The organism is Sideroxydans sp. CL21 (assembly GCF_902459525.1).
Lineage (GTDB): Bacteria > Pseudomonadota > Gammaproteobacteria > Burkholderiales > Gallionellaceae > Sideroxyarcus.
Genome location: NZ_LR699166.1, coordinates 429,112 through 445,178 on the forward strand (window position 1 = coordinate 429,112; position 16,067 = coordinate 445,178).

The window sequence follows — 16,067 nt, forward strand, 5'->3', positions numbered from 1 at the left end:
CAAGCCCTGTTCAATTTAATAAATTCGGTTAGCCCGGTGTGGGCTGGTTAATCAGCCAAGTATTCGTTTTGAGGTCGAATAACTTGGCATAACGTCTGAAGTGGTTGTGACGCGATTCACCAGATCGACATTTGCCTGGAGACGGTGGTTGGTATTTTGGTTTTTCATGACCTACTCCTTTCTTTCTCTGGTTAATCGCAGGTGACAATCGACTCAACTAGATCGCTCTAATGAGCCAAAGTTTTTGCTGCATGCTTATTCTCAGGCATCGCTACCCGAGGATTGAATAATTCCCGAAACAATTGAGCTTGTCAACACATTAATTAAGTAATATCAATGTGTTAAGTGTATGTTTGAGACTTACACAAAATACTATTTGAAGGTTAGTTGAGGGTAAGAAATAGCATGCCGGATGTGCGCTGGTTGTCCCGACACATGGTCCATGGGTAAACTGCCCTATTGCGCATCGACTAAATATAAACAACAATCCTCCTCTTCACCAATAACAAATGGACTCTCAAATGAACCGTCAAGAACTAATCGAAGCGCTCGCAACCAAGACTGGAAACACCAAAGCAGATGCTGATCGCAGCATTGCAGCTCTGCTTGAAATCGTTACTACCACACTGAAAAAAGGTGATATGCGTTTTTCGTCGCCGATTTGATTTCGACAATGAGAGGCAAGCCGAATGGTCGCCACCCATCAGTTTCGACTTTTATGCGGCCGTCGTCGTTACGTCAAAGTCAAAGTTTGAGCTCGACTATTTTGCGTATTTGCCTTGTATCGGGTGTACTTTAATTGCACTTTCAATTTGATGCTCATGTTACTGGTACGCGAATTCGGTGTAGATGCGCCAATCGGCCAGTTTGCTAGCATCGGCTCCCCAAAAGATTTTTGGTGATAGTCTCTAGATAACCGCCCCAGAAATCGGACATTCGCGCGAGCATGAATTCAAGGGATTGTGGGAGGCGTTGGCTAGTCGCTCTCCACAACGCACCTTAGATTTTGGTTTGTACATTGGAGGTGTTGAGCTAGCCTGTCCACAACCACCACATACACCACTTAGGTTCTGGTTGGTTTCCGGAATGGGGGCCATTTCATTCTTCACTTACCAAGCGGCAAGATCGCTTTTATTTCTTCAACGGTGATGTCGTAGCGGTTCAATTCCTTGTCAAATTCCGTGATAGCGGCCAGCAACAATAAATAGAACTGATCGCCTTCTGGCAGTGCGTCCTTGAAGCTGTGGCATCGCATTCGGAGCCATTCTTTTGGATCGTCGCTGCCTGCCAGTGACCCTCGATACTGGATGAACGAAGCGAGCAACATGGCAACAATATCTGCCGCCGGATCGTTAAGTTGATCCACCGGAAACTCTGTCTTGTTGATAAATGATTTTATGAAGACCGCAGCGGCCAGAATATCAAAAACCCACTCCACAAAATGCGGGCCGTCTTGCACATGCAGGTAATGCCCAACCCACAGCATCAGCTCAAGAATGCTGGCTGGCTTTAAGGGCTGATATGATGAAGTGATCCAGGCAGGATCGACACGCTGATCCGAGAGTTTGGGCATTTTCCAACCTATGTATCGGATTGACCTGGCTGTGCCTTCCTTAATTGCGACAGGCCGCCACTCATGATTGATCCTCAGCAAGGCTTGCATCGACAAGTCGGAATCGTTCTGTACCCCTGCAATCAAATCAAGCGCGAACAGGAAATTCTGAACAGGATTGTTGCCAGGCTGGGAACGAAACCAACTCTGAGAATCAGGCACCAGCTTATTTATCAGTTCAACTGTGCCGGGGTGAGGATGTACTCCATCCCACCATTCTTTCCATCTTCCGCGCGAGACGATTTCCGCGCCGCCCATGGTTTTTGCATCAACCAGCTTTTTGGCGGAAGGGATTTTGCCTGCTTTGGCAATGATCGCTTCATTGATCGGATTTGAAGCCCTGGCAACATTTCTTACCGCAAGACGCGCATTGGGTCGTGTGACCTTATTGTCAGCGAGCAGCGCCTGACGCACATGGCGCGTCCAACACTTACCGCGCAGCTGTGCTGTGGGTAGTGCAATGAACGCATCTTTCTTTCTGCCCATTAATTTACCTTAATTGAAAATGTTCCGGTTATGCCATCAATAAGCTGAGCTTATCCGGAATTATGCCATTACAGCAATTAGTTATCATTCGCTTCATACGGTGATAAATATTGCTAGGTCATTTTCGGGGTGGGTAGGCAGTGCGGAATCAGAGACGGATAACTGAAATTGAGCCAGTGGATCAAATCGAGGATGAATCCTTGAATATGACCCTGCGAACTCACGTACCGAAGCCGCTGACGGTTGAGCAGGTGTGCGCACTCTATACGTTGCACCCTAAAACGGTGCAACGGATGGCGCGGCATGGCGAGATGCCAGCCTTCAAGATGGGAAAAAACTGGCGCTTTTATGACGTTGACCTTGTTACACACTTTAGAGCACAATCGATGCCGCTGGTGTTGGTAGGTGCGCATGCAAAGGAAATTAAACCATGTCACTTTACCAAAGAAAAAACTCCCCCTATATCTGGTGTAAGTTCACCGTCAAAGGAAAGCTTGTACAACAGTCTACTGGGGCTGTAACACGTAAAGAAGCAAAAGAGTTTGAAGCAAAACTCAGAGTGGAATTGTTAAACAAGGCCGAACAAGTCGTAAAGCCGGTTCGAACCTGGAATGATGCCGTTGAAAAGTTTTACGCTGAAAAGCTGATCGTCGTAGCGCCCGAACCTGATCGCTCCATCTTGAAATGGCTACACCCGCACCTTTCCGGTGTCGATATTGCCACGATGAATCGAGAGTATCTTTCTAAGGTCGGTGACAAGAAGTTGGCCGAAGGAGTTAAACCCTCGACGGTGAATCGGTTGATGAAGTTGGTGAGAGCAGTTCTGCATCAAGCGGTGGTTTGGGAGTGGTTGGACAAATCACCCAAGGTTAGGATGTTTCCCACCAGTGAAGTCAACTTGCGGTTTATCACTCGGGACGAGGCCGATAAATTGGTTGCGGCTTTACCAGACCATCTGGCTATTTTGGCAGAGTTCAGTTTTCAGACGGGTTTGCGCAGGTCGAATGCAACCCATTTGAAATGGTCTCAGCTGAATTTGGAGAGGAAGCAGGCGTGGGTGAATGCGTCGGATGCCAAGATGCGTAGGCCGATTCCCGTTCCATTAAGTGATGTTGCAATCCGCTTGATCGAGTCGCAGAAGGGTAACCATGATGTGTACGTTTTTGCACACAATGGTAAACCGATTGTGAGTACGGCACGCCCTGATTGGTATGCGGCATTGAAGGCAACAGGCATCAAGTCCTTTCGCTGGCATGACATTCGGAAGACGTGGGCATCATGGCACGTGCAGAACGGAACGACATTGCTGGAATTGAAAGAGCTTGGTGGTTGGACTGACTATAGAAGTGTGTTGGTCTATGCGCATTTGGGTAGCCAGCATCTTGCCAAGTGTGTCAATCTGCCCGTAGGTTTGGCTACATTAAAAGCTACACAAGCAGTACAAGAGATGGCGCTAGCGGCCTAACCTCTTGATTTGGAAGTGCACTTGAAGGCGCTCTGTTTCATGTAATTTCCCCCGTCGGGGGTTGCCCGACAGCAAGTTACTTTCTTTTGCTTCGCCAAAAAGAAAGTAACCAAAGAAAAGGCACCCCGGTGAGCCCCTTCGGGGTTCCCTGCGTTGCTCGACTGATCAGGCCTCCTCATAAACTCGCACGACCCGCTACGCGGTCACGTGCTCAAACATATTCGTCGGACTACCCCTGACCAGCCTGCGCTACTCGGCGGCGCACAGGGGAATGAAAGTCAAAAGCAGAAACAAGCATGGCGGGCAAGGCCCGCCATGCTTGCTTTTTAGGATGCAATAAGCGTAACGCATTGTATGGGGTATGCATCATTGCGGCGAAATGCCGTTGGTTATTGCGCTCTACGCGAGCTAAAATATTTTCTGCCGGATCGATAGGGAGATTGGTTATGGTAATCGAGCATTACAACTCTGAAGTATTTATGACTCAGTTCCCCATAGTGAAGAGGTTTGTGTATCACGTGATTTATTACCGAGCTCTTCACAAACAGTATTCAGAACGTCAGTTTCAAAACGAATTCTGGACACTCACAATCGATGCACATCTTCTTCAGGCTGTTGTTCATTGGTGCATGATCTTCGGTTCTGATGGGACCAATCCAACACATTGGAAACATTTGTCCACGAGTCAATCTAGCCAACTGGAACAGACTTTTCGTGACGGTCTATTTAGAGGGGCATATATCAATCAGGAGGAATGGAATCGATACTGGAAAGAGATGAAGCACTTTCGAGATAATTATGCCGCACATCGGGCACTGAATAATTTATGTACACCCCCTCACCTTGATATGGCTTTGAAGGTTGCCTATTTTTACGATGACTGGATTAGGGAGGTGATTTCTCCACATACGTTTGACGAACCACCTTTGAAGGAATTTGCAACAATCTTGTTGGGCCCAACCAGTGCTTTAGCAAGAAGGCTTTTTGATGCGACCAAAGTTCAATAGCGTAAGCACAGGGCGTCACGAATTGGTTCTGAATTTTGCTTTCGTCCCCTGTGCGCCGCCGAGTAGCGCAGGCTGGTCAGGGGATGTCGGCGAGGACTGTCTGAGCGCGTAGCGCGAGTTCCGCAGCCGCCTGACCAGTCGAGCAACGCAGGGGACCCCGAAGGGGCGGTGCACCGGGGGCGATTTCTTTTGGTTACTTTTCTTGGCAAGACAAGAAAAGTGACTAGCTGTCGGGCTACCCCCGACGGTGTTGATTCTAAAACCGGCGGGCTTCGCCCATCCTTCGACAAGCTCAGGACGAACGGTCACAGGTACTCACGGTGAACGGTCTGGCGTTACTCTCCCCACTTCTTCATCAAACTCTGTTCCACCCCAAGATGATCCAAAATCCGCGCCACCACAAAATCCACAATATCCTGCACACTCTGCGGATGGTGATAGAACCCCGGATTCGGCGCCATGATCACCGCACCCGCATGCGACAGCTTCAGCATGTTCTCCAGATGGATCGCCGAGAAAGGCATCTCTCTGGGCACTAATATCAACGTGCGTTTTTCCTTCAACATGACATCCGCCGCGCGGGCGATGAGGTCATCGCTGATGCCGCCCGCGATCTTGCCCAGCGTGCCCATGGTGCAGGGGCAGACCACCATCGCATCGCCGGGGTTGGAGCCGGAGGCCATCGGCGCGTACCAGTCCTGAATGCCGAACACTTTGAGTTCGCCGCTGAAATTGCCGATGCGATCAGCAAACATCTGTTCCGCTTCCTGCGGACGGTTCGGCAGCGTGAAATCCAGTTCCTGCTTGGCGACGATCTGCGCGGCCTGGGTGTACACCAGATGCACACGCTGTCCCCCTTGCAGCAGGCATTCGAGCAGTCGCATGCCGTAGGGCAATCCCGAGGCTCCGGTCAAAGCGAGGGTGATTGTTTTCATGGTTGATTTTCCGTTTTTTCCTTGTTGCCATTATCCATGAAACTGGCCGCGATCAATCCGTTCACCGTGCCGAATATCAGGGATGCCGTGGCGAAGATGGGGATCAGGTAAGCGATGCCGCTGTGCGGGATGAGCCAGAGATAGACCACGATCATCTGCCCTGCGATGTGGGCGAAGGCGGCGAGGATGCTGTCGGTCACCGGACCGAACCAGCGCGCCGGCAGGTGCAGGCTGAGTGCGAGTACGGCGAGGCTGCATATCGCACCGGACAGGCTGAGGAAGAATCCGGGTGCAAGGAAGTTGCCGAACAGCAGGCTGCCCGCCAGAACGCGCAGCAGCGACACCCATGCTGCCGTTTTCCATCCGTAACGCGACAGCACGATCAGCGTGACGATGTTGGCCAGTCCCGGTTTGACGCCGGGCAAGGGCGATGGGATGGCGTTCTCCAGCACCGTGAGGCCGAGTGCCACCGCAGCCATCCTGGCGATGTGATGGTCCTCGGCGGTGGTGTTGAGCAGGATACGGGATGCAGGATGCGGGATACGGGGATTCCGCTGCTCCCCTGTCTCCTGTTTCCCGTATCCTGAATCCTGTTTGTCAGTAGTTGAGGCTGTCATATTTCTTCGCCCCTCCCGTCAGTTCCACACTCACCTGATTCGGCAAACAGATGGCGATTTCGCCCGCCTGTTGCAGCCAGCCCTGGCGCACGCAATATTGCCTTGGGCTGGGGTCGGAGGTGATGCGTGCCCTGCGCTTTTCGATGGTAACGATGCTGGTCCCGAGCGGGCCGGGCACTTCGATCTGCTGGTCGCGCGACAGCGGCACTTCAAGAAATACTTTGCCGCCGCTGCGGATCAGGGCCTTGTCTGCCGGTCCGCCGGACCAGACAGCAACCGTTATCCAAATGGTACACAGGCCGCCGACAAGCAAAGTGAGGTAGTCGCCGGGCTTGATATGTTGCAGCACGGTCAGGCTTGTTGCGTGAGTTCGCGATGGCGCAGCAGGACCTGTTGCTGCGATTTGAAATGTTGCGCCAGCTTTTCGGCGAAGTAGACCGAGCGATGCTGTCCGCCGGTACAGCCGATGGCAACGGTGAGGTAGCTGCGGTTGTCGGCGATGAAGCTGGGCAGCCAGTTCTCGATGAAGTTGCGGATGTCGGTATACATCTTTTGCGCGAGCGGCGTGCCATCCAGGAAATCGATCACCGGCTTGTCGCGTCCGGTGTAAGGGCGCAACACAGGGTCGTAATGCGGGTTGGGCAGGCAGCGCACATCGAAAACCAGATCGGCATCCAGCGGCAAGCCGTTCTTGAACGCGAACGATTCGAACAGCAGGGTGAGGCGCGCGCGATCCAGCGCGATGAACTGTTTGATCCAAGCGCGCAAGGCGTTGGCATTGAGGTCGCTGGTGTCGATGTGATGGCCGATGCTGGCAATCTCGGCCAGCAATTCGCGCTCCAGAGTGACGCTTTCCGGCAGCGTCTTCACGCCATCGCTCAGGGGATGCAGACGGCGTGTTTCGGAGAAGCGTTTGACCAGCGTCTCATTATTTGCGTCGAGGAACAGCAAATGCACATCGATATCCTGCTGCTTGAGTTTCTCGATGTATTGCGGCAGCAGCACGACGCTGTTGCCGCTGCGCACATCGACGCTGACGGCGACTTTTTGCACGCCTGCCAGTTTCAGGTTGTTCGTCAGCACATGCAGCAGTTCGGCAGGCAGATTGTCCACGCAGTAATATCCGCTGTCTTCGAGCACATTGAGCGCGACGCTCTTGCCGGAACCGGATAAGCCGCTGATCAAAAATAACTGCACGTCACGCCCCCCGCATCAGAATTTCCTGGCGCGAAATGAATTCCTGCATGGTGTTGATCCCGCGCTGCTGCAGCACGAAGTTGCGAGCCGCGGCTTCCACCAGCACGGCGAGGTTGCGGCCTGCCATCACGGGCAGCTCGACCTTGCTGATTTTGACGCCCATGATCTCCTCGAAGCCGGAAGTCGGCAGGCGCTCCAGTTTGGAAAGGTCGTCGTGCGGCGGACGATAAAGATGCACGATCAGCTTGAGGCTCTTCTTGCGGCGCACCGCTGTCTCGCCGAACATGGTGCGAATGTTGAGCATGCCCAGGCCGCGCACTTCCAGGAAGTCGCGCAACAATTCCGGGCAGCGTCCTTCCAGCGTCTCCGGCGAGATGCGATACAACTCGGTGATGTCGTCGGCCACCAGTCCGCTACCGCGCGTGATCAGTTCCAGCGCCAGCTCGCTCTTGCCCACGCCGCTGTCGCCGGTGATCATGACGCCGACGCCGAGCGCATCGAGAAAAACGCCGTGGCGCGTGGTCGAATCGGCCAGCCCCTTGACGATGTAGTGGCGAATCATCCACATCAGTTGCACGCTGCCCAAGGGTGACTGGAACAACGGGGTATGGGTGCGATTGGCGAAGTCCAGCAGACCCTTTGGTATCTCGGTCTCGCCCGCCACGATCAGACATAGAGGCTCGCTTTGTTCCAACTGCGTCAGCGTAACGGCCAGATCGGAAGGCGAGAGCGCATGCAGATAATCGAGTTCGGTGCTGCTGAATACCTGTACCCAGTTCGGATGGATCACATTCATGTGGCCGATCAGGCCGCGGTTGGAAGCGTTGACGATCTCGCTCTCAAGCATGCGGTCACCGCCCTTTGCGCCGCCCACCCAGGTCAGGCCCAGGCGTTCCTGCTTGTCCTCGAAGAGTTGCTGGATGTTGACCTGAGCCATATGGATTTCCTTATCCCTGCCAGTCGACGAAGAGTTTGTGGATCGCGACAGTATCGTCGGTGGCCTGCAATTTTTCGCGGAACGATTTGTCGCAGAACATCTGCGCCAATTCGCCCAACAGTTGCAGATGCAGGTCGGTTGCACGTTCGGGAACGAGCAACACAAAAATGAAACTCACCGGCAATCCGTCCGGTGCGTCGAAAGGGATGGGGTTCTGCATTTTGACGAAGGCAGCTGCAGCTTCGCGCAGACCTTTCACCCTGCCATGCGGGATGGCTACTCCTTGCCCCAATCCGGTGGAACCTAGTTTTTCGCGAGCGAACAGGCTGTCGAACACCTGGCTGCGTCCGATATGGAGCGTGTTTTCGAACAATAAGCCGACACGTTCGAATACGCGTTTTTTGCTGGTGGACTCGTTGTCCAGCAGGACACATTCAGGGGTTAGAATTTTGCTGATCAGGCTCATACTATTTCACCATAACAAGAAAACGGGGCAACCACTTCTGGTTGCCCCGCATCGCTTCAGTCTGCTGCGCTTTGCTTGCCGGTTTCGTCATGGCGACGCGCGGTGTACTTTTCCTTGTGTTTCAACACCTGGCGGTCCAGCGAATCGACCAGTGCGTCTATGGCCACATACAGGTTGCTGTCCTCGGTTTCGGCGAAGATGGCTTTGCCGGAAACATGGACGTTGGCTTCGGCTTTCTGCACCAGCTTGTCCACAGACAGGATCACGTTGATGTCGATCACGTTGTCGAAATGGCGTTTGACCTTGTCCAGTTTGCTGAGCACATGTTCGCGGATGGCCGGCGTGATTTCGAGGTGACGTCCTGTGAGGTTGAGGTTCATGGCCTGCTCCTTTTGGTTAGAGTGATTTACGAAGATTTACCGGAAGGATGTTCATCCCCTCGCGGTATTTTGCCACGGTACGGCGGGCGACTAGAATGCCCTGCTGTGCCAGGATTTCTGACATGCGACTGTCGGTGAGCGGGTGTTTCCCGTCTTCCTCGCTGACCAATTGCTTGATCAGTGCACGGATGGCGGTGGATGAGCACGCACCGCCCGCTTCGGTGGCAAGGCCGCTGCCGAAGAAGTATTTGAATTCGTAGATGCCGCGCGGGGTGAGCATGAACTTCTGTGTAGTCACGCGCGAAATGGTGGATTCATGCAGTTCGAGTTGTTCGGCGATCTCGCGCAGCACCAGCGGGCGCATGGCGATGTCACCGTGCTCGAAGAACTGGCGCTGCCTTTCGACGATGGCCTGCGATACGCGCAAAATAGTTTCGAAACGTTGCTGCAGGTTTTTGATGAACCAGCGCGCTTCCTGCAGTTGCCCGGCCATTTCCTGCGCGTTCTTCTCGTTGCGCTGTTGCAGGATGTTGGCATACACCTGATTGATGCGCAGGCGCGGCATGGCTTCCGGATTCAAACGTGCGCGCCAGATGCCGCCGTGGCGTTCCACCAGTACGTCCGGCACCACATAGTCCGCAGCACGATGCTCGAAGGCCGAACCGGGTTTGGGTTGCAGATGCACGATCAGATCCTGTGCGCAGCGCAAGGCGTCATCGTCGCAGCGCAGGGCCTTTTTCAATTTGCTGAAATCCCGCGCGGCCAGCAAGTCCAGATGATCGCTGACAATGGCCAATGCCAGATCGCGGCCCGGTATATCTTCCGGCATGGCACGCAGTTGCAATGCCAGGCATTCGCTCAGGTTGCGTGCGCCGATACCGGGTGCATCCAGATATTGCAACTGCACCAGAGCCGTTTCCAGATCGTCCAGCGAAATGTCCAGTTCGGGCGGCAGCAGTTCGAAAATTTCTTCCAACGGTTGCGACAGGTAGGCATTTTCGTCCAGCGCGTCGATGAGTAGTCCGATGATCTTCTTGTCGCGCGGATCCATCTGGCTCATGTTCAATTCCCAGAGCAAGTGCTCACGCATGCTGGGTTTCTCGGCGGCGACTTCGGAATAGCCGTCGTCCTCGTCGTCAGGGCCGGACGAGGATGACGATGAAGAGAACGTAGGTTCGGGCCATTCGTTGCCGTCGTCTTTGCGTGATTCAGCTTCGGCAGGGGCGCTGCTCGTTTCGGTACTGCCGGAAGGGGCGGGGATGTCGGAGCTGCTGTTGCCGCTATAGGTCTGGTTGGTACTGTCGTCCTCGCGCTCAAGGAAGGGATTCTCGTCCAGCAGGCGCGCAGTCTCCTGATTGATCTCCAGCGTCGAAAGTTGCAGCAGCTTGATGGCCTGCTGCAACTGGGGCGTGAGCATCAGTTGTTGGGATTGCCTGAGTTGGAGAGAGTGTTTCATCGTGGCTATTCGGTGAGTGGCGGTTTTATCCTGATCTTTACAGCTTGAAGTGTTCGCCCAAATACACCTTCCTCACGCCCTCATTATAGATGATTTCGTCGGGATTGCCCTCCGCCATTACCGAACCGGCGTTGATAATGTAAGCGCGGTCGCAGATACCCAGCGTCTCGCGCACGTTATGGTCCGTAATGAGTACGCCGATACCGCGTTCCTTGAGGAAACGGATGATCTTCTGGATGTCGATCACGGCGATGGGATCGACCCCGGCGAAAGGTTCGTCGAGCAGGATGAAGCGCGGGTCGGTTGCCAGCGAACGGGCGATTTCCACCCGCCGCCGTTCGCCGCCGGACAGGCTGATGGCCGGATTGTCGCGGATATGGGTAATGTGCAGATCGTTCAGCAACGCTTCCAGCCGCAGGTCCATCTCGGCATCGGCATAACCCTGCAACTCCAGCACGGCCCGGATGTTTTCGGTCACGGTCAGGCGGCGGAAAATGGAGGCTTCCTGCGGCAGATAGGCCAGACCGAGGCGCGCGCGACGATGGATGGGGAGGTGCGTGATTTCCTGGTCGTCGATGAATATCTCGCCGCCGTCCGCAGCGACCAGGCCGACGATCATGTAGAAGCTGGTGGTCTTGCCCGCACCGTTTGGTCCCAGCAACCCGACCACTTCGCCGCTTTTTACGGACAGCGATACATCATGCACTACAGTGCGGGCGCGATAGCGCTTGTTCAGCGAGACGGTTCTGAGTTCACTCATGGTTTTTCGTTGGTCAATGTCGGGCTGGATTCGATGGTGAGCGGCGCATTCTTGGGCGCGGGTTTGTCGGGGCTCTCTTCGGCTTTTGGCTGGATCACCGCATGCACGCGGCCCTTGTTCGGGTCGTTGGCATGAGCGGGATCGCCAAACACCTTGAACACCTCGGTACGGGTACTGTACTCGATGTGGTCTCCCTGCACATCGTCCAGTTCGCGCTTGACGCGGGCGTGCACGTAGAAATCGACAACCTCGGCACGGGTATCGTACACGATTCGTTCACCGTAACCTTCCATGTACTGATCCGTGCCTTCCTGTTTCTGGCGGAAATTGGCGAGGTGTCCGGTGGCGGTGCAATGCTTGAAGCCCAGTTTGTCCTGCGTCACGACGACTTTTTCCGCCCGGATGCGGATCGTTCCCTGGGTGAGTTCGACTTCGCCCTCGAACACGCTGACTTGCTTGACGTCATCGACGACGACGCGATCCGACTCCAGATGGATGGGTTTGTCGCGATCCGCATCTTCGGCGTGCAGCAGGCCGCTCCAGATCAGGAGCAGCAGGCCGCACAGCGCGGCGGCGTTAGTGCGGGATTGGCTCATGGGTGGCTCTGACGTGCGACAGCAGCTTGACCGTGCCCGCTTTGTTATCGAGTTGCATGCCGACAGCATTGATGACGTTGTACTTGTCGCTCATCACCACAGCCCGGTCGGTCTCGGCAAAGTCGCGGTCGGGGATGGCATGCAGGTAATCGGTGGTGAAGTCCTGTTCGAGGGAGTCGGCCGTGGCAGGGCGCACGATGTGCACCTCATCGTAGAGGTACACTTCGTCGCCTTTGCTGGTAAGCATCCCGGTTAGAGACGTGGTGAGCGTCGGCGGACGACCGGGGGATAGACTCGTGAGGTGCGGCATCTGCAAGTGTGTGGTGTCGTCGTCCGGGTAATGCCACAGTTTTTCTGCTTTCAGGATGAAGCGGGGCTGGCCCAGGATGTTCAGCGAGGTTGCAGTGAAGTTGTCGACATAGTAGTCGACATCGTGGCGCTGCTGGCTCTCCGCTTGCGGCAACGGCTGCACCTGCAAATTGAGCCAATAGGTTGCCGCCAGCATCAGCAGCAAAGGCAGCAAGGGCAGCCATGAGCGGGCTTTTTCGAAGACGCGGGTAGCGAACATCACTTCAGGTAGGGCGCGAGTTGCGCGTCTAATGTGCCTTGCGCGCCAAGGATCATTTCGCACACTTCCCGCACCGCGCCATGCCCTGCTTCGCGCAGGCTGACGTAATGTGCATGGTCGCGCACCACTTGCGGCGCTGCGGGTACGCTCAGGGCCAATCCGACCCGGCGCATCACCGGCAAATCGACCACGTCGTCGCCCATGAAGGCGGCGGCTTCCGGCGCCAGTTTCAATTCCGCCAGCAGCGATTGCATTACCGCGAGCTTGTCTTCCACGCCCTGATACAAACGCGCAATCCCGAGATTCTTTGCGCGCTGCTCCACGCAACGCGATGTGCGGCCGGTGATGATGGCCAGTTCCACCCCGGATGCCTTGAGCATTTTCAAGCCATGCCCGTCGAGCGAATTGAAGCGTTTGAACTCTTCACCGGAATCCGAAAGGTACAGCCCGCCGTCGGTCAGCACGCCGTCCACATCGAAGGCGACCAAGCGCAGTGGTTTGATTCTTTCGGCGAGCGTCATATGACCTTGGCTTTCAGCAGGTCGTGCATGTTCAGTGCACCGACCAGTCTCTTGTGGTCGTCCACGACCGGCAACTGGCTGATGTTGTATTTCTCCATCATCTGCACTGCGTCGACCGCCAGCGCGTCGGGGCCAATGCAGCGCGGGTTTTTCGACATGACGGTGTTGACCGGCGTGGTGCTGAAGTCCACTTTCTTTTCCAGCGTGCGGCGCAGGTCGCCATCGGTATAGATGCCGAGCAGATGTTTTGTGTCGTCCACGATGGCGGTCATGCCCAGCCCTTTGCGCGAAATCTCCAGCACCGCATCGGCCAGCGTCGCATTGTTCGGAACGGACGGGATACTGGCGTTGGTATGCATGACGTCGCTCACATGGGTAAGCAGGCGGCGCCCCAGGCTGCCGCCGGGATGTGAACGCGCGAAATCTTCTTCGCCGAAACCTTTGGCATCGAGCAAGGCTACGGCCAGCGCATCGCCCAGCGCGAGTGCGGCCGTGGTGCTGGCCGTGGGAGCGAGGCCCATGGGGCAGGCCTCCTGTGCCACGGAACCGTCGAGATGCGCATCCGCCGCCAGCGCCAGGCTGGATTGGGGATTGCCGGTCAGGCTGATGAGGTGCGCCCCCTGGCGCTTGACGGCGGGAACGATGGTGAGCAGCTCATCGCTTTCGCCGGAATAGGAAATCGCGATGAACACATCCTGTGCCGTCACCATGCCGAGATCGCCGTGGCTGGCTTCGCCCGGGTGCACGAAATAAGCGGGCGTGCCGGTGCTGGACATGGTTGCCGCGATCTTGCGCGCGATGTGGCCGGACTTTCCCATGCCGCTGATGATGACTCTTCCCTTGCACGCGAGGATGAGATTCAGCGCCTTCAAAAAGTTGTTGTCGATACGCTGCGTGAGCGCCCGCACAGCGTCGGCTTCGATGATTAAAACTTGACGCGCAAGGTCGAGCGCATGCGGTGCGGCGGAGAATGGTTTGTTCATGCGCAGGATTATAACAGTGCCGTTTGGAGGCGGCGTTTTTTTGAAAATGTGGCATCATCGGATCATGAACAGTTCGCTCCATCTCATCCTCATCTTGCTGGCCGTCGCTGTCGGCGTGGTGGTGTTGTGCCGCATTTTGAAGCTGCCCGCGATGCTCGGTTATCTGCTGGTCGGTATTCTGATCGGGCCGCATGCCCTGGGCTGGATACCCGACGCGCCCGAGACGCGACATCTGGCCGAGTTCGGCGTGGTGTTCCTGATGTTCAGCATAGGCTTGGAGTTCAGCCTGGCGCGTTTGCGTGCCATGCAACGCCTGGTGTTCGGCCTGGGTACGGCGCAGGTTGCGGCAACCATGCTGCTGGTGATGCTTTCGTCGCTGTTTTTCGAGATCGACTGGCGCGCCGGCCTGGCACTGGGCGGCATCCTGGCCATGTCTTCCACCGCCATCGTCAGCAAGATGCTGGTCGAGCGCGCCGAACTGAACACGCCGCACGGGCAGAAAATCATGGGCGTGCTGCTGTTTCAGGATCTGGCCGTTGTGCCGCTCATCATCATCATCCCCGCGCTGGCGGAAAGCGGCACTCATCTCGGAAGTACCATTGCGCTTGCCATGCTCAAGGCCGTTGTCCTGCTGACGGCATTGCTGACCTTCGGGCAACGCTTGCTGCGTCCGTGGTTCCATCTGGTGGCCGGGCAAAAATCCTCCGAGCTGTTCATGCTCAACGTGCTGTTGTTCACGCTCGGCATGGCCTGGCTCACCGAGCTGAGCGGGCTGTCGCTGGCGCTGGGCGCGTTCGTGGCGGGTATGCTGATCTCCGAGACCGAATACCGCTACCAGGTGGAAGAAGACATCAAGCCGTTCCGCGATGTCTTGCTCGGACTGTTCTTCGTCACCATCGGCATGATGCTGGACCTGGGCGCGGTGATCGCCGGCTGGGGATGGATACTGTTGCTGCTGCTCATCCTGATCCCCTTCAAGGCCGCCGTGGTGGCCTTGCTGGTACGTGCTTTCGCGGGCGAGTGGGGCGCGGCGCTGCGCACCGGTATCGGCCTGGCCCAGGCGGGCGAGTTCGGTTTTGTGTTGTTGACGCTGACGGGCGAAGTGCAACTGCTGCCCGCGGATGTGACACAAAACGTGCTGGCTGCCATGCTGATCTCCATGCTCATCGCACCGTTCCTGATCCAGCATGCCGAAGCCATCGTGCGCCGCCTGTCGCCGGAAGAATGGATGAACCGCGCCATGCAGATGCACCAGATCGCCGTGAGCAGCATGTTAAGCAAACAGCACATCATCATTTGCGGCTACGGGCGTAGCGGACATACATTGGGCAAATTTCTGACCGAAGAAGGGATCAGCTTCATCGCGCTCGATCTCGATTCGCGCAATGTGCGCGAAGCCGTGGCGGCTGGAGAAAAAGTCGTGTACGGCGATGCGGGCAAATTTGAAGTACTGCAGGCAGCCGGTTTGATGCGCGCCAAGGCATTGGTTATCACCTACGACGACAAACCTTCCGCACTCAAGATATTGCATCACACGAAGAGAGCGCGCCCCGATCTGCCGGTGGTGGTGCGCACTGCCGACGACACTCACATCGGCGCACTCAAACAGGCGGGTGCGGCCGAAGTGGTGGCCGAAGTCACCGAAGGCAGCGTCATGCTTGCCTCGCAGGCGCTGCTGCTCTCCGGCGTGCCGCTCAGTCGCGTGATCCGCCACATCCAGGAGACGCGCGCCAAGCGCTACAGCATGTTCAGCGGCTACTTCCGCAACGCGCCGGCACCGGATTCGGTGGGAGAAACCACTGAAAGTCTGCAGCAGCGCTTCCAGAACATCATGCTCAACGAAGGCGATGCCGCGGTCGGCAAGCCTTTGCAGGCGCTGAAACTGGCCGAACTCAACGTCGAAGTGAATGCCGTGCGCCGCCACAACGTGGAAGGCAGCCAGCCGGCCGGCGACATGGTGCTGCGTGCGGGCGATGTGCTGGTGATGCTCGGGCAGTCGGTGACGCTGGAAGCGGCGGAGAAGCGGCTGCGCCAGGGTTGAGAGCCAAGGTAAATTTGTTATCGAAAAAATCGCAGGGTGG

General features: G+C 56.0%; 19 protein-coding genes. 5 read left to right on the top strand and 14 right to left on the bottom strand.

Going from position 1 to position 16,067, the window contains the following annotated elements; genetic code table 11:
• The first annotated feature begins 521 nt into the window (after nucleotides 1-521).
• Nucleotides 522-665 carry an HU family DNA-binding protein gene (locus QOY30_RS02130; RefSeq protein WP_349496672.1) on the top strand — a complete coding sequence of 48 codons (144 nt, stop codon included), beginning with the start codon at nucleotides 522-524 and terminating at the stop codon, nucleotides 663-665.
• A gap of 440 nt (nucleotides 666-1,105) precedes the next feature.
• On the opposite strand, the gene QOY30_RS02135 is transcribed toward QOY30_RS02130, so the two are convergent.
• A complete protein-coding gene (locus QOY30_RS02135; protein ID WP_283742991.1) occupies nucleotides 1,106-2,098 on the bottom strand; it encodes a hypothetical protein in 993 nt (330 codons plus the stop codon).
• A 206-nt stretch (nucleotides 2,099-2,304) separates the two neighbouring features.
• On the opposite strand from QOY30_RS02135, the gene QOY30_RS18065 reads away from it, so the two are divergent.
• The 3 genes from QOY30_RS18065 to QOY30_RS02145 all read left to right on the top strand — a co-directional run bounded on the left by QOY30_RS18065 (nucleotide 2,305) and on the right by QOY30_RS02145 (nucleotide 4,570).
• Entirely contained in the window at nucleotides 2,305-2,619 is a 315-nt protein-coding gene (locus QOY30_RS18065; protein ID WP_502958702.1) for a helix-turn-helix domain-containing protein, read from the top strand.
• A complete protein-coding gene (locus QOY30_RS02140; protein WP_283742992.1) occupies nucleotides 2,529-3,563 on the top strand; it encodes a tyrosine-type recombinase/integrase in 1,035 nt (344 codons plus the stop codon). Before QOY30_RS18065 ends, QOY30_RS02140 begins: the two co-directional genes overlap by 91 nt.
• 296 nt (nucleotides 3,564-3,859) lie before the next feature.
• Nucleotides 3,860-4,570 (top strand): hypothetical protein, encoded by a 711-nt coding sequence (locus QOY30_RS02145; RefSeq protein ID WP_283742993.1) that lies wholly within the window; start codon nucleotides 3,860-3,862, stop codon nucleotides 4,568-4,570.
• 335 nt (nucleotides 4,571-4,905) lie between these two features.
• On the opposite strand, the gene QOY30_RS02150 is transcribed toward QOY30_RS02145, so the two are convergent.
• The 13 genes from QOY30_RS02150 to QOY30_RS02210 all read right to left on the bottom strand — a co-directional run bounded on the left by QOY30_RS02150 (nucleotide 4,906) and on the right by QOY30_RS02210 (nucleotide 13,986).
• Nucleotides 4,906-5,505 (bottom strand): flavin prenyltransferase UbiX, encoded by a 600-nt coding sequence (locus QOY30_RS02150; RefSeq protein ID WP_283742994.1) that lies wholly within the window; start codon nucleotides 5,503-5,505, stop codon nucleotides 4,906-4,908.
• Entirely contained in the window at nucleotides 5,502-5,984 is a 483-nt protein-coding gene (locus QOY30_RS02155; protein WP_283746010.1) for a Gx transporter family protein, read from the bottom strand. Before QOY30_RS02155 ends, QOY30_RS02150 begins: the two co-directional genes overlap by 4 nt.
• A 118-nt stretch (nucleotides 5,985-6,102) precedes the next feature.
• Nucleotides 6,103-6,471, bottom strand: coding sequence for a NusG domain II-containing protein (locus QOY30_RS02160; RefSeq protein ID WP_283742995.1), 369 nt, complete (start codon nucleotides 6,469-6,471; stop codon nucleotides 6,103-6,105).
• A 2-nt stretch (nucleotides 6,472-6,473) separates the two neighbouring features.
• The gene (gene rapZ / locus QOY30_RS02165; protein ID WP_283742996.1) at nucleotides 6,474-7,319 is read right to left on the bottom strand and encodes an RNase adapter RapZ; all 846 of its coding nucleotides are present in this window, start codon (nucleotides 7,317-7,319) and stop codon (nucleotides 6,474-6,476) included.
• A 1-nt stretch (nucleotide 7,320) separates the two neighbouring features.
• Complete coding sequence (gene hprK, locus QOY30_RS02170; RefSeq protein WP_283742997.1) at nucleotides 7,321-8,256, bottom strand: HPr(Ser) kinase/phosphatase; 936 nt, start codon at nucleotides 8,254-8,256, stop codon at nucleotides 7,321-7,323.
• A gap of 10 nt (nucleotides 8,257-8,266) precedes the next feature.
• The gene (locus tag QOY30_RS02175; protein WP_283742998.1) at nucleotides 8,267-8,722 is read right to left on the bottom strand and encodes a PTS sugar transporter subunit IIA; all 456 of its coding nucleotides are present in this window, start codon (nucleotides 8,720-8,722) and stop codon (nucleotides 8,267-8,269) included.
• 56 nt (nucleotides 8,723-8,778) lie between these two features.
• The gene (hpf, locus tag QOY30_RS02180; protein ID WP_283742999.1) at nucleotides 8,779-9,102 is read right to left on the bottom strand and encodes a ribosome hibernation-promoting factor, HPF/YfiA family; all 324 of its coding nucleotides are present in this window, start codon (nucleotides 9,100-9,102) and stop codon (nucleotides 8,779-8,781) included.
• A 16-nt stretch (nucleotides 9,103-9,118) separates the two neighbouring features.
• Nucleotides 9,119-10,558 (bottom strand): RNA polymerase factor sigma-54, encoded by a 1,440-nt coding sequence (locus tag QOY30_RS02185; protein ID WP_283743000.1) that lies wholly within the window; start codon nucleotides 10,556-10,558, stop codon nucleotides 9,119-9,121.
• A gap of 37 nt (nucleotides 10,559-10,595) precedes the next feature.
• Nucleotides 10,596-11,318, bottom strand: a complete 723-nt coding sequence (gene lptB, locus QOY30_RS02190; RefSeq protein WP_283743001.1) for an LPS export ABC transporter ATP-binding protein — start codon at nucleotides 11,316-11,318, stop codon at nucleotides 10,596-10,598.
• Nucleotides 11,315-11,914, bottom strand: coding sequence for a lipopolysaccharide transport periplasmic protein LptA (gene lptA, locus QOY30_RS02195; protein WP_283743002.1), 600 nt, complete (start codon nucleotides 11,912-11,914; stop codon nucleotides 11,315-11,317). The genes lptB and lptA overlap by 4 nt, the downstream gene beginning before the upstream one ends.
• The gene (gene lptC, locus QOY30_RS02200) at nucleotides 11,895-12,482 is read right to left on the bottom strand and encodes an LPS export ABC transporter periplasmic protein LptC (protein ID WP_283743003.1); all 588 of its coding nucleotides are present in this window, start codon (nucleotides 12,480-12,482) and stop codon (nucleotides 11,895-11,897) included. Before lptC ends, lptA begins: the two co-directional genes overlap by 20 nt.
• On the bottom strand, nucleotides 12,482-13,003 hold the full coding sequence (locus QOY30_RS02205) for a KdsC family phosphatase (RefSeq protein WP_283743004.1): 522 nt from the start codon (nucleotides 13,001-13,003) through the stop codon (nucleotides 12,482-12,484). Before QOY30_RS02205 ends, lptC begins: the two co-directional genes overlap by 1 nt.
• Nucleotides 13,000-13,986, bottom strand: coding sequence for a KpsF/GutQ family sugar-phosphate isomerase (locus QOY30_RS02210; RefSeq protein WP_283743005.1), 987 nt, complete (start codon nucleotides 13,984-13,986; stop codon nucleotides 13,000-13,002). The genes QOY30_RS02205 and QOY30_RS02210 overlap by 4 nt, the downstream gene beginning before the upstream one ends.
• 64 nt (nucleotides 13,987-14,050) lie before the next feature.
• On the opposite strand from QOY30_RS02210, the gene QOY30_RS02215 reads away from it, so the two are divergent.
• Nucleotides 14,051-16,027: a monovalent cation:proton antiporter family protein gene (locus tag QOY30_RS02215; RefSeq protein WP_283743006.1), complete on the top strand. Its 1,977-nt coding sequence runs from the start codon at nucleotides 14,051-14,053 to the stop codon at nucleotides 16,025-16,027.
• The last annotated feature ends 40 nt before the right edge of the window (nucleotides 16,028-16,067 follow it).

What these genes read in the sequence shown, in the direction of transcription:
- QOY30_RS02130 (WP_349496672.1), top strand. Translation starts at nt 522, where the DNA reads ATGAACCGTCAAGAACTAATCGAAGCGCTCGCAACCAAGACTGGAAAC.
- QOY30_RS02135 (WP_283742991.1), bottom strand. Translation starts at nt 2,098, where the DNA reads ATGGGCAGAAAGAAAGATGCGTTCATTGCACTACCCACAGCACAGCTG.
- QOY30_RS18065 (WP_502958702.1), top strand. Translation starts at nt 2,305, where the DNA reads ATGACCCTGCGAACTCACGTACCGAAGCCGCTGACGGTTGAGCAGGTG.
- QOY30_RS02140 (WP_283742992.1), top strand. Translation starts at nt 2,529, where the DNA reads ATGTCACTTTACCAAAGAAAAAACTCCCCCTATATCTGGTGTAAGTTC.
- QOY30_RS02145 (WP_283742993.1), top strand. Translation starts at nt 3,860, where the DNA reads ATGGCGGGCAAGGCCCGCCATGCTTGCTTTTTAGGATGCAATAAGCGT.
- QOY30_RS02150 (WP_283742994.1), bottom strand. Translation starts at nt 5,505, where the DNA reads ATGAAAACAATCACCCTCGCTTTGACCGGAGCCTCGGGATTGCCCTAC.
- QOY30_RS02155 (WP_283746010.1), bottom strand. Translation starts at nt 5,984, where the DNA reads ATGGCTGCGGTGGCACTCGGCCTCACGGTGCTGGAGAACGCCATCCCA.
- hprK (WP_283742997.1), bottom strand. Translation starts at nt 8,256, where the DNA reads ATGGCTCAGGTCAACATCCAGCAACTCTTCGAGGACAAGCAGGAACGC.
- QOY30_RS02175 (WP_283742998.1), bottom strand. Translation starts at nt 8,722, where the DNA reads ATGAGCCTGATCAGCAAAATTCTAACCCCTGAATGTGTCCTGCTGGAC.
- hpf (WP_283742999.1), bottom strand. Translation starts at nt 9,102, where the DNA reads ATGAACCTCAACCTCACAGGACGTCACCTCGAAATCACGCCGGCCATC.
- QOY30_RS02185 (WP_283743000.1), bottom strand. Translation starts at nt 10,558, where the DNA reads ATGAAACACTCTCTCCAACTCAGGCAATCCCAACAACTGATGCTCACG.
- lptB (WP_283743001.1), bottom strand. Translation starts at nt 11,318, where the DNA reads ATGAGTGAACTCAGAACCGTCTCGCTGAACAAGCGCTATCGCGCCCGC.
- lptA (WP_283743002.1), bottom strand. Translation starts at nt 11,914, where the DNA reads ATGAGCCAATCCCGCACTAACGCCGCCGCGCTGTGCGGCCTGCTGCTC.
- lptC (WP_283743003.1), bottom strand. Translation starts at nt 12,482, where the DNA reads ATGTTCGCTACCCGCGTCTTCGAAAAAGCCCGCTCATGGCTGCCCTTG.
- QOY30_RS02205 (WP_283743004.1), bottom strand. Translation starts at nt 13,003, where the DNA reads ATGACGCTCGCCGAAAGAATCAAACCACTGCGCTTGGTCGCCTTCGAT.
- QOY30_RS02210 (WP_283743005.1), bottom strand. Translation starts at nt 13,986, where the DNA reads ATGAACAAACCATTCTCCGCCGCACCGCATGCGCTCGACCTTGCGCGT.
- QOY30_RS02215 (WP_283743006.1), top strand. Translation starts at nt 14,051, where the DNA reads ATGAACAGTTCGCTCCATCTCATCCTCATCTTGCTGGCCGTCGCTGTC.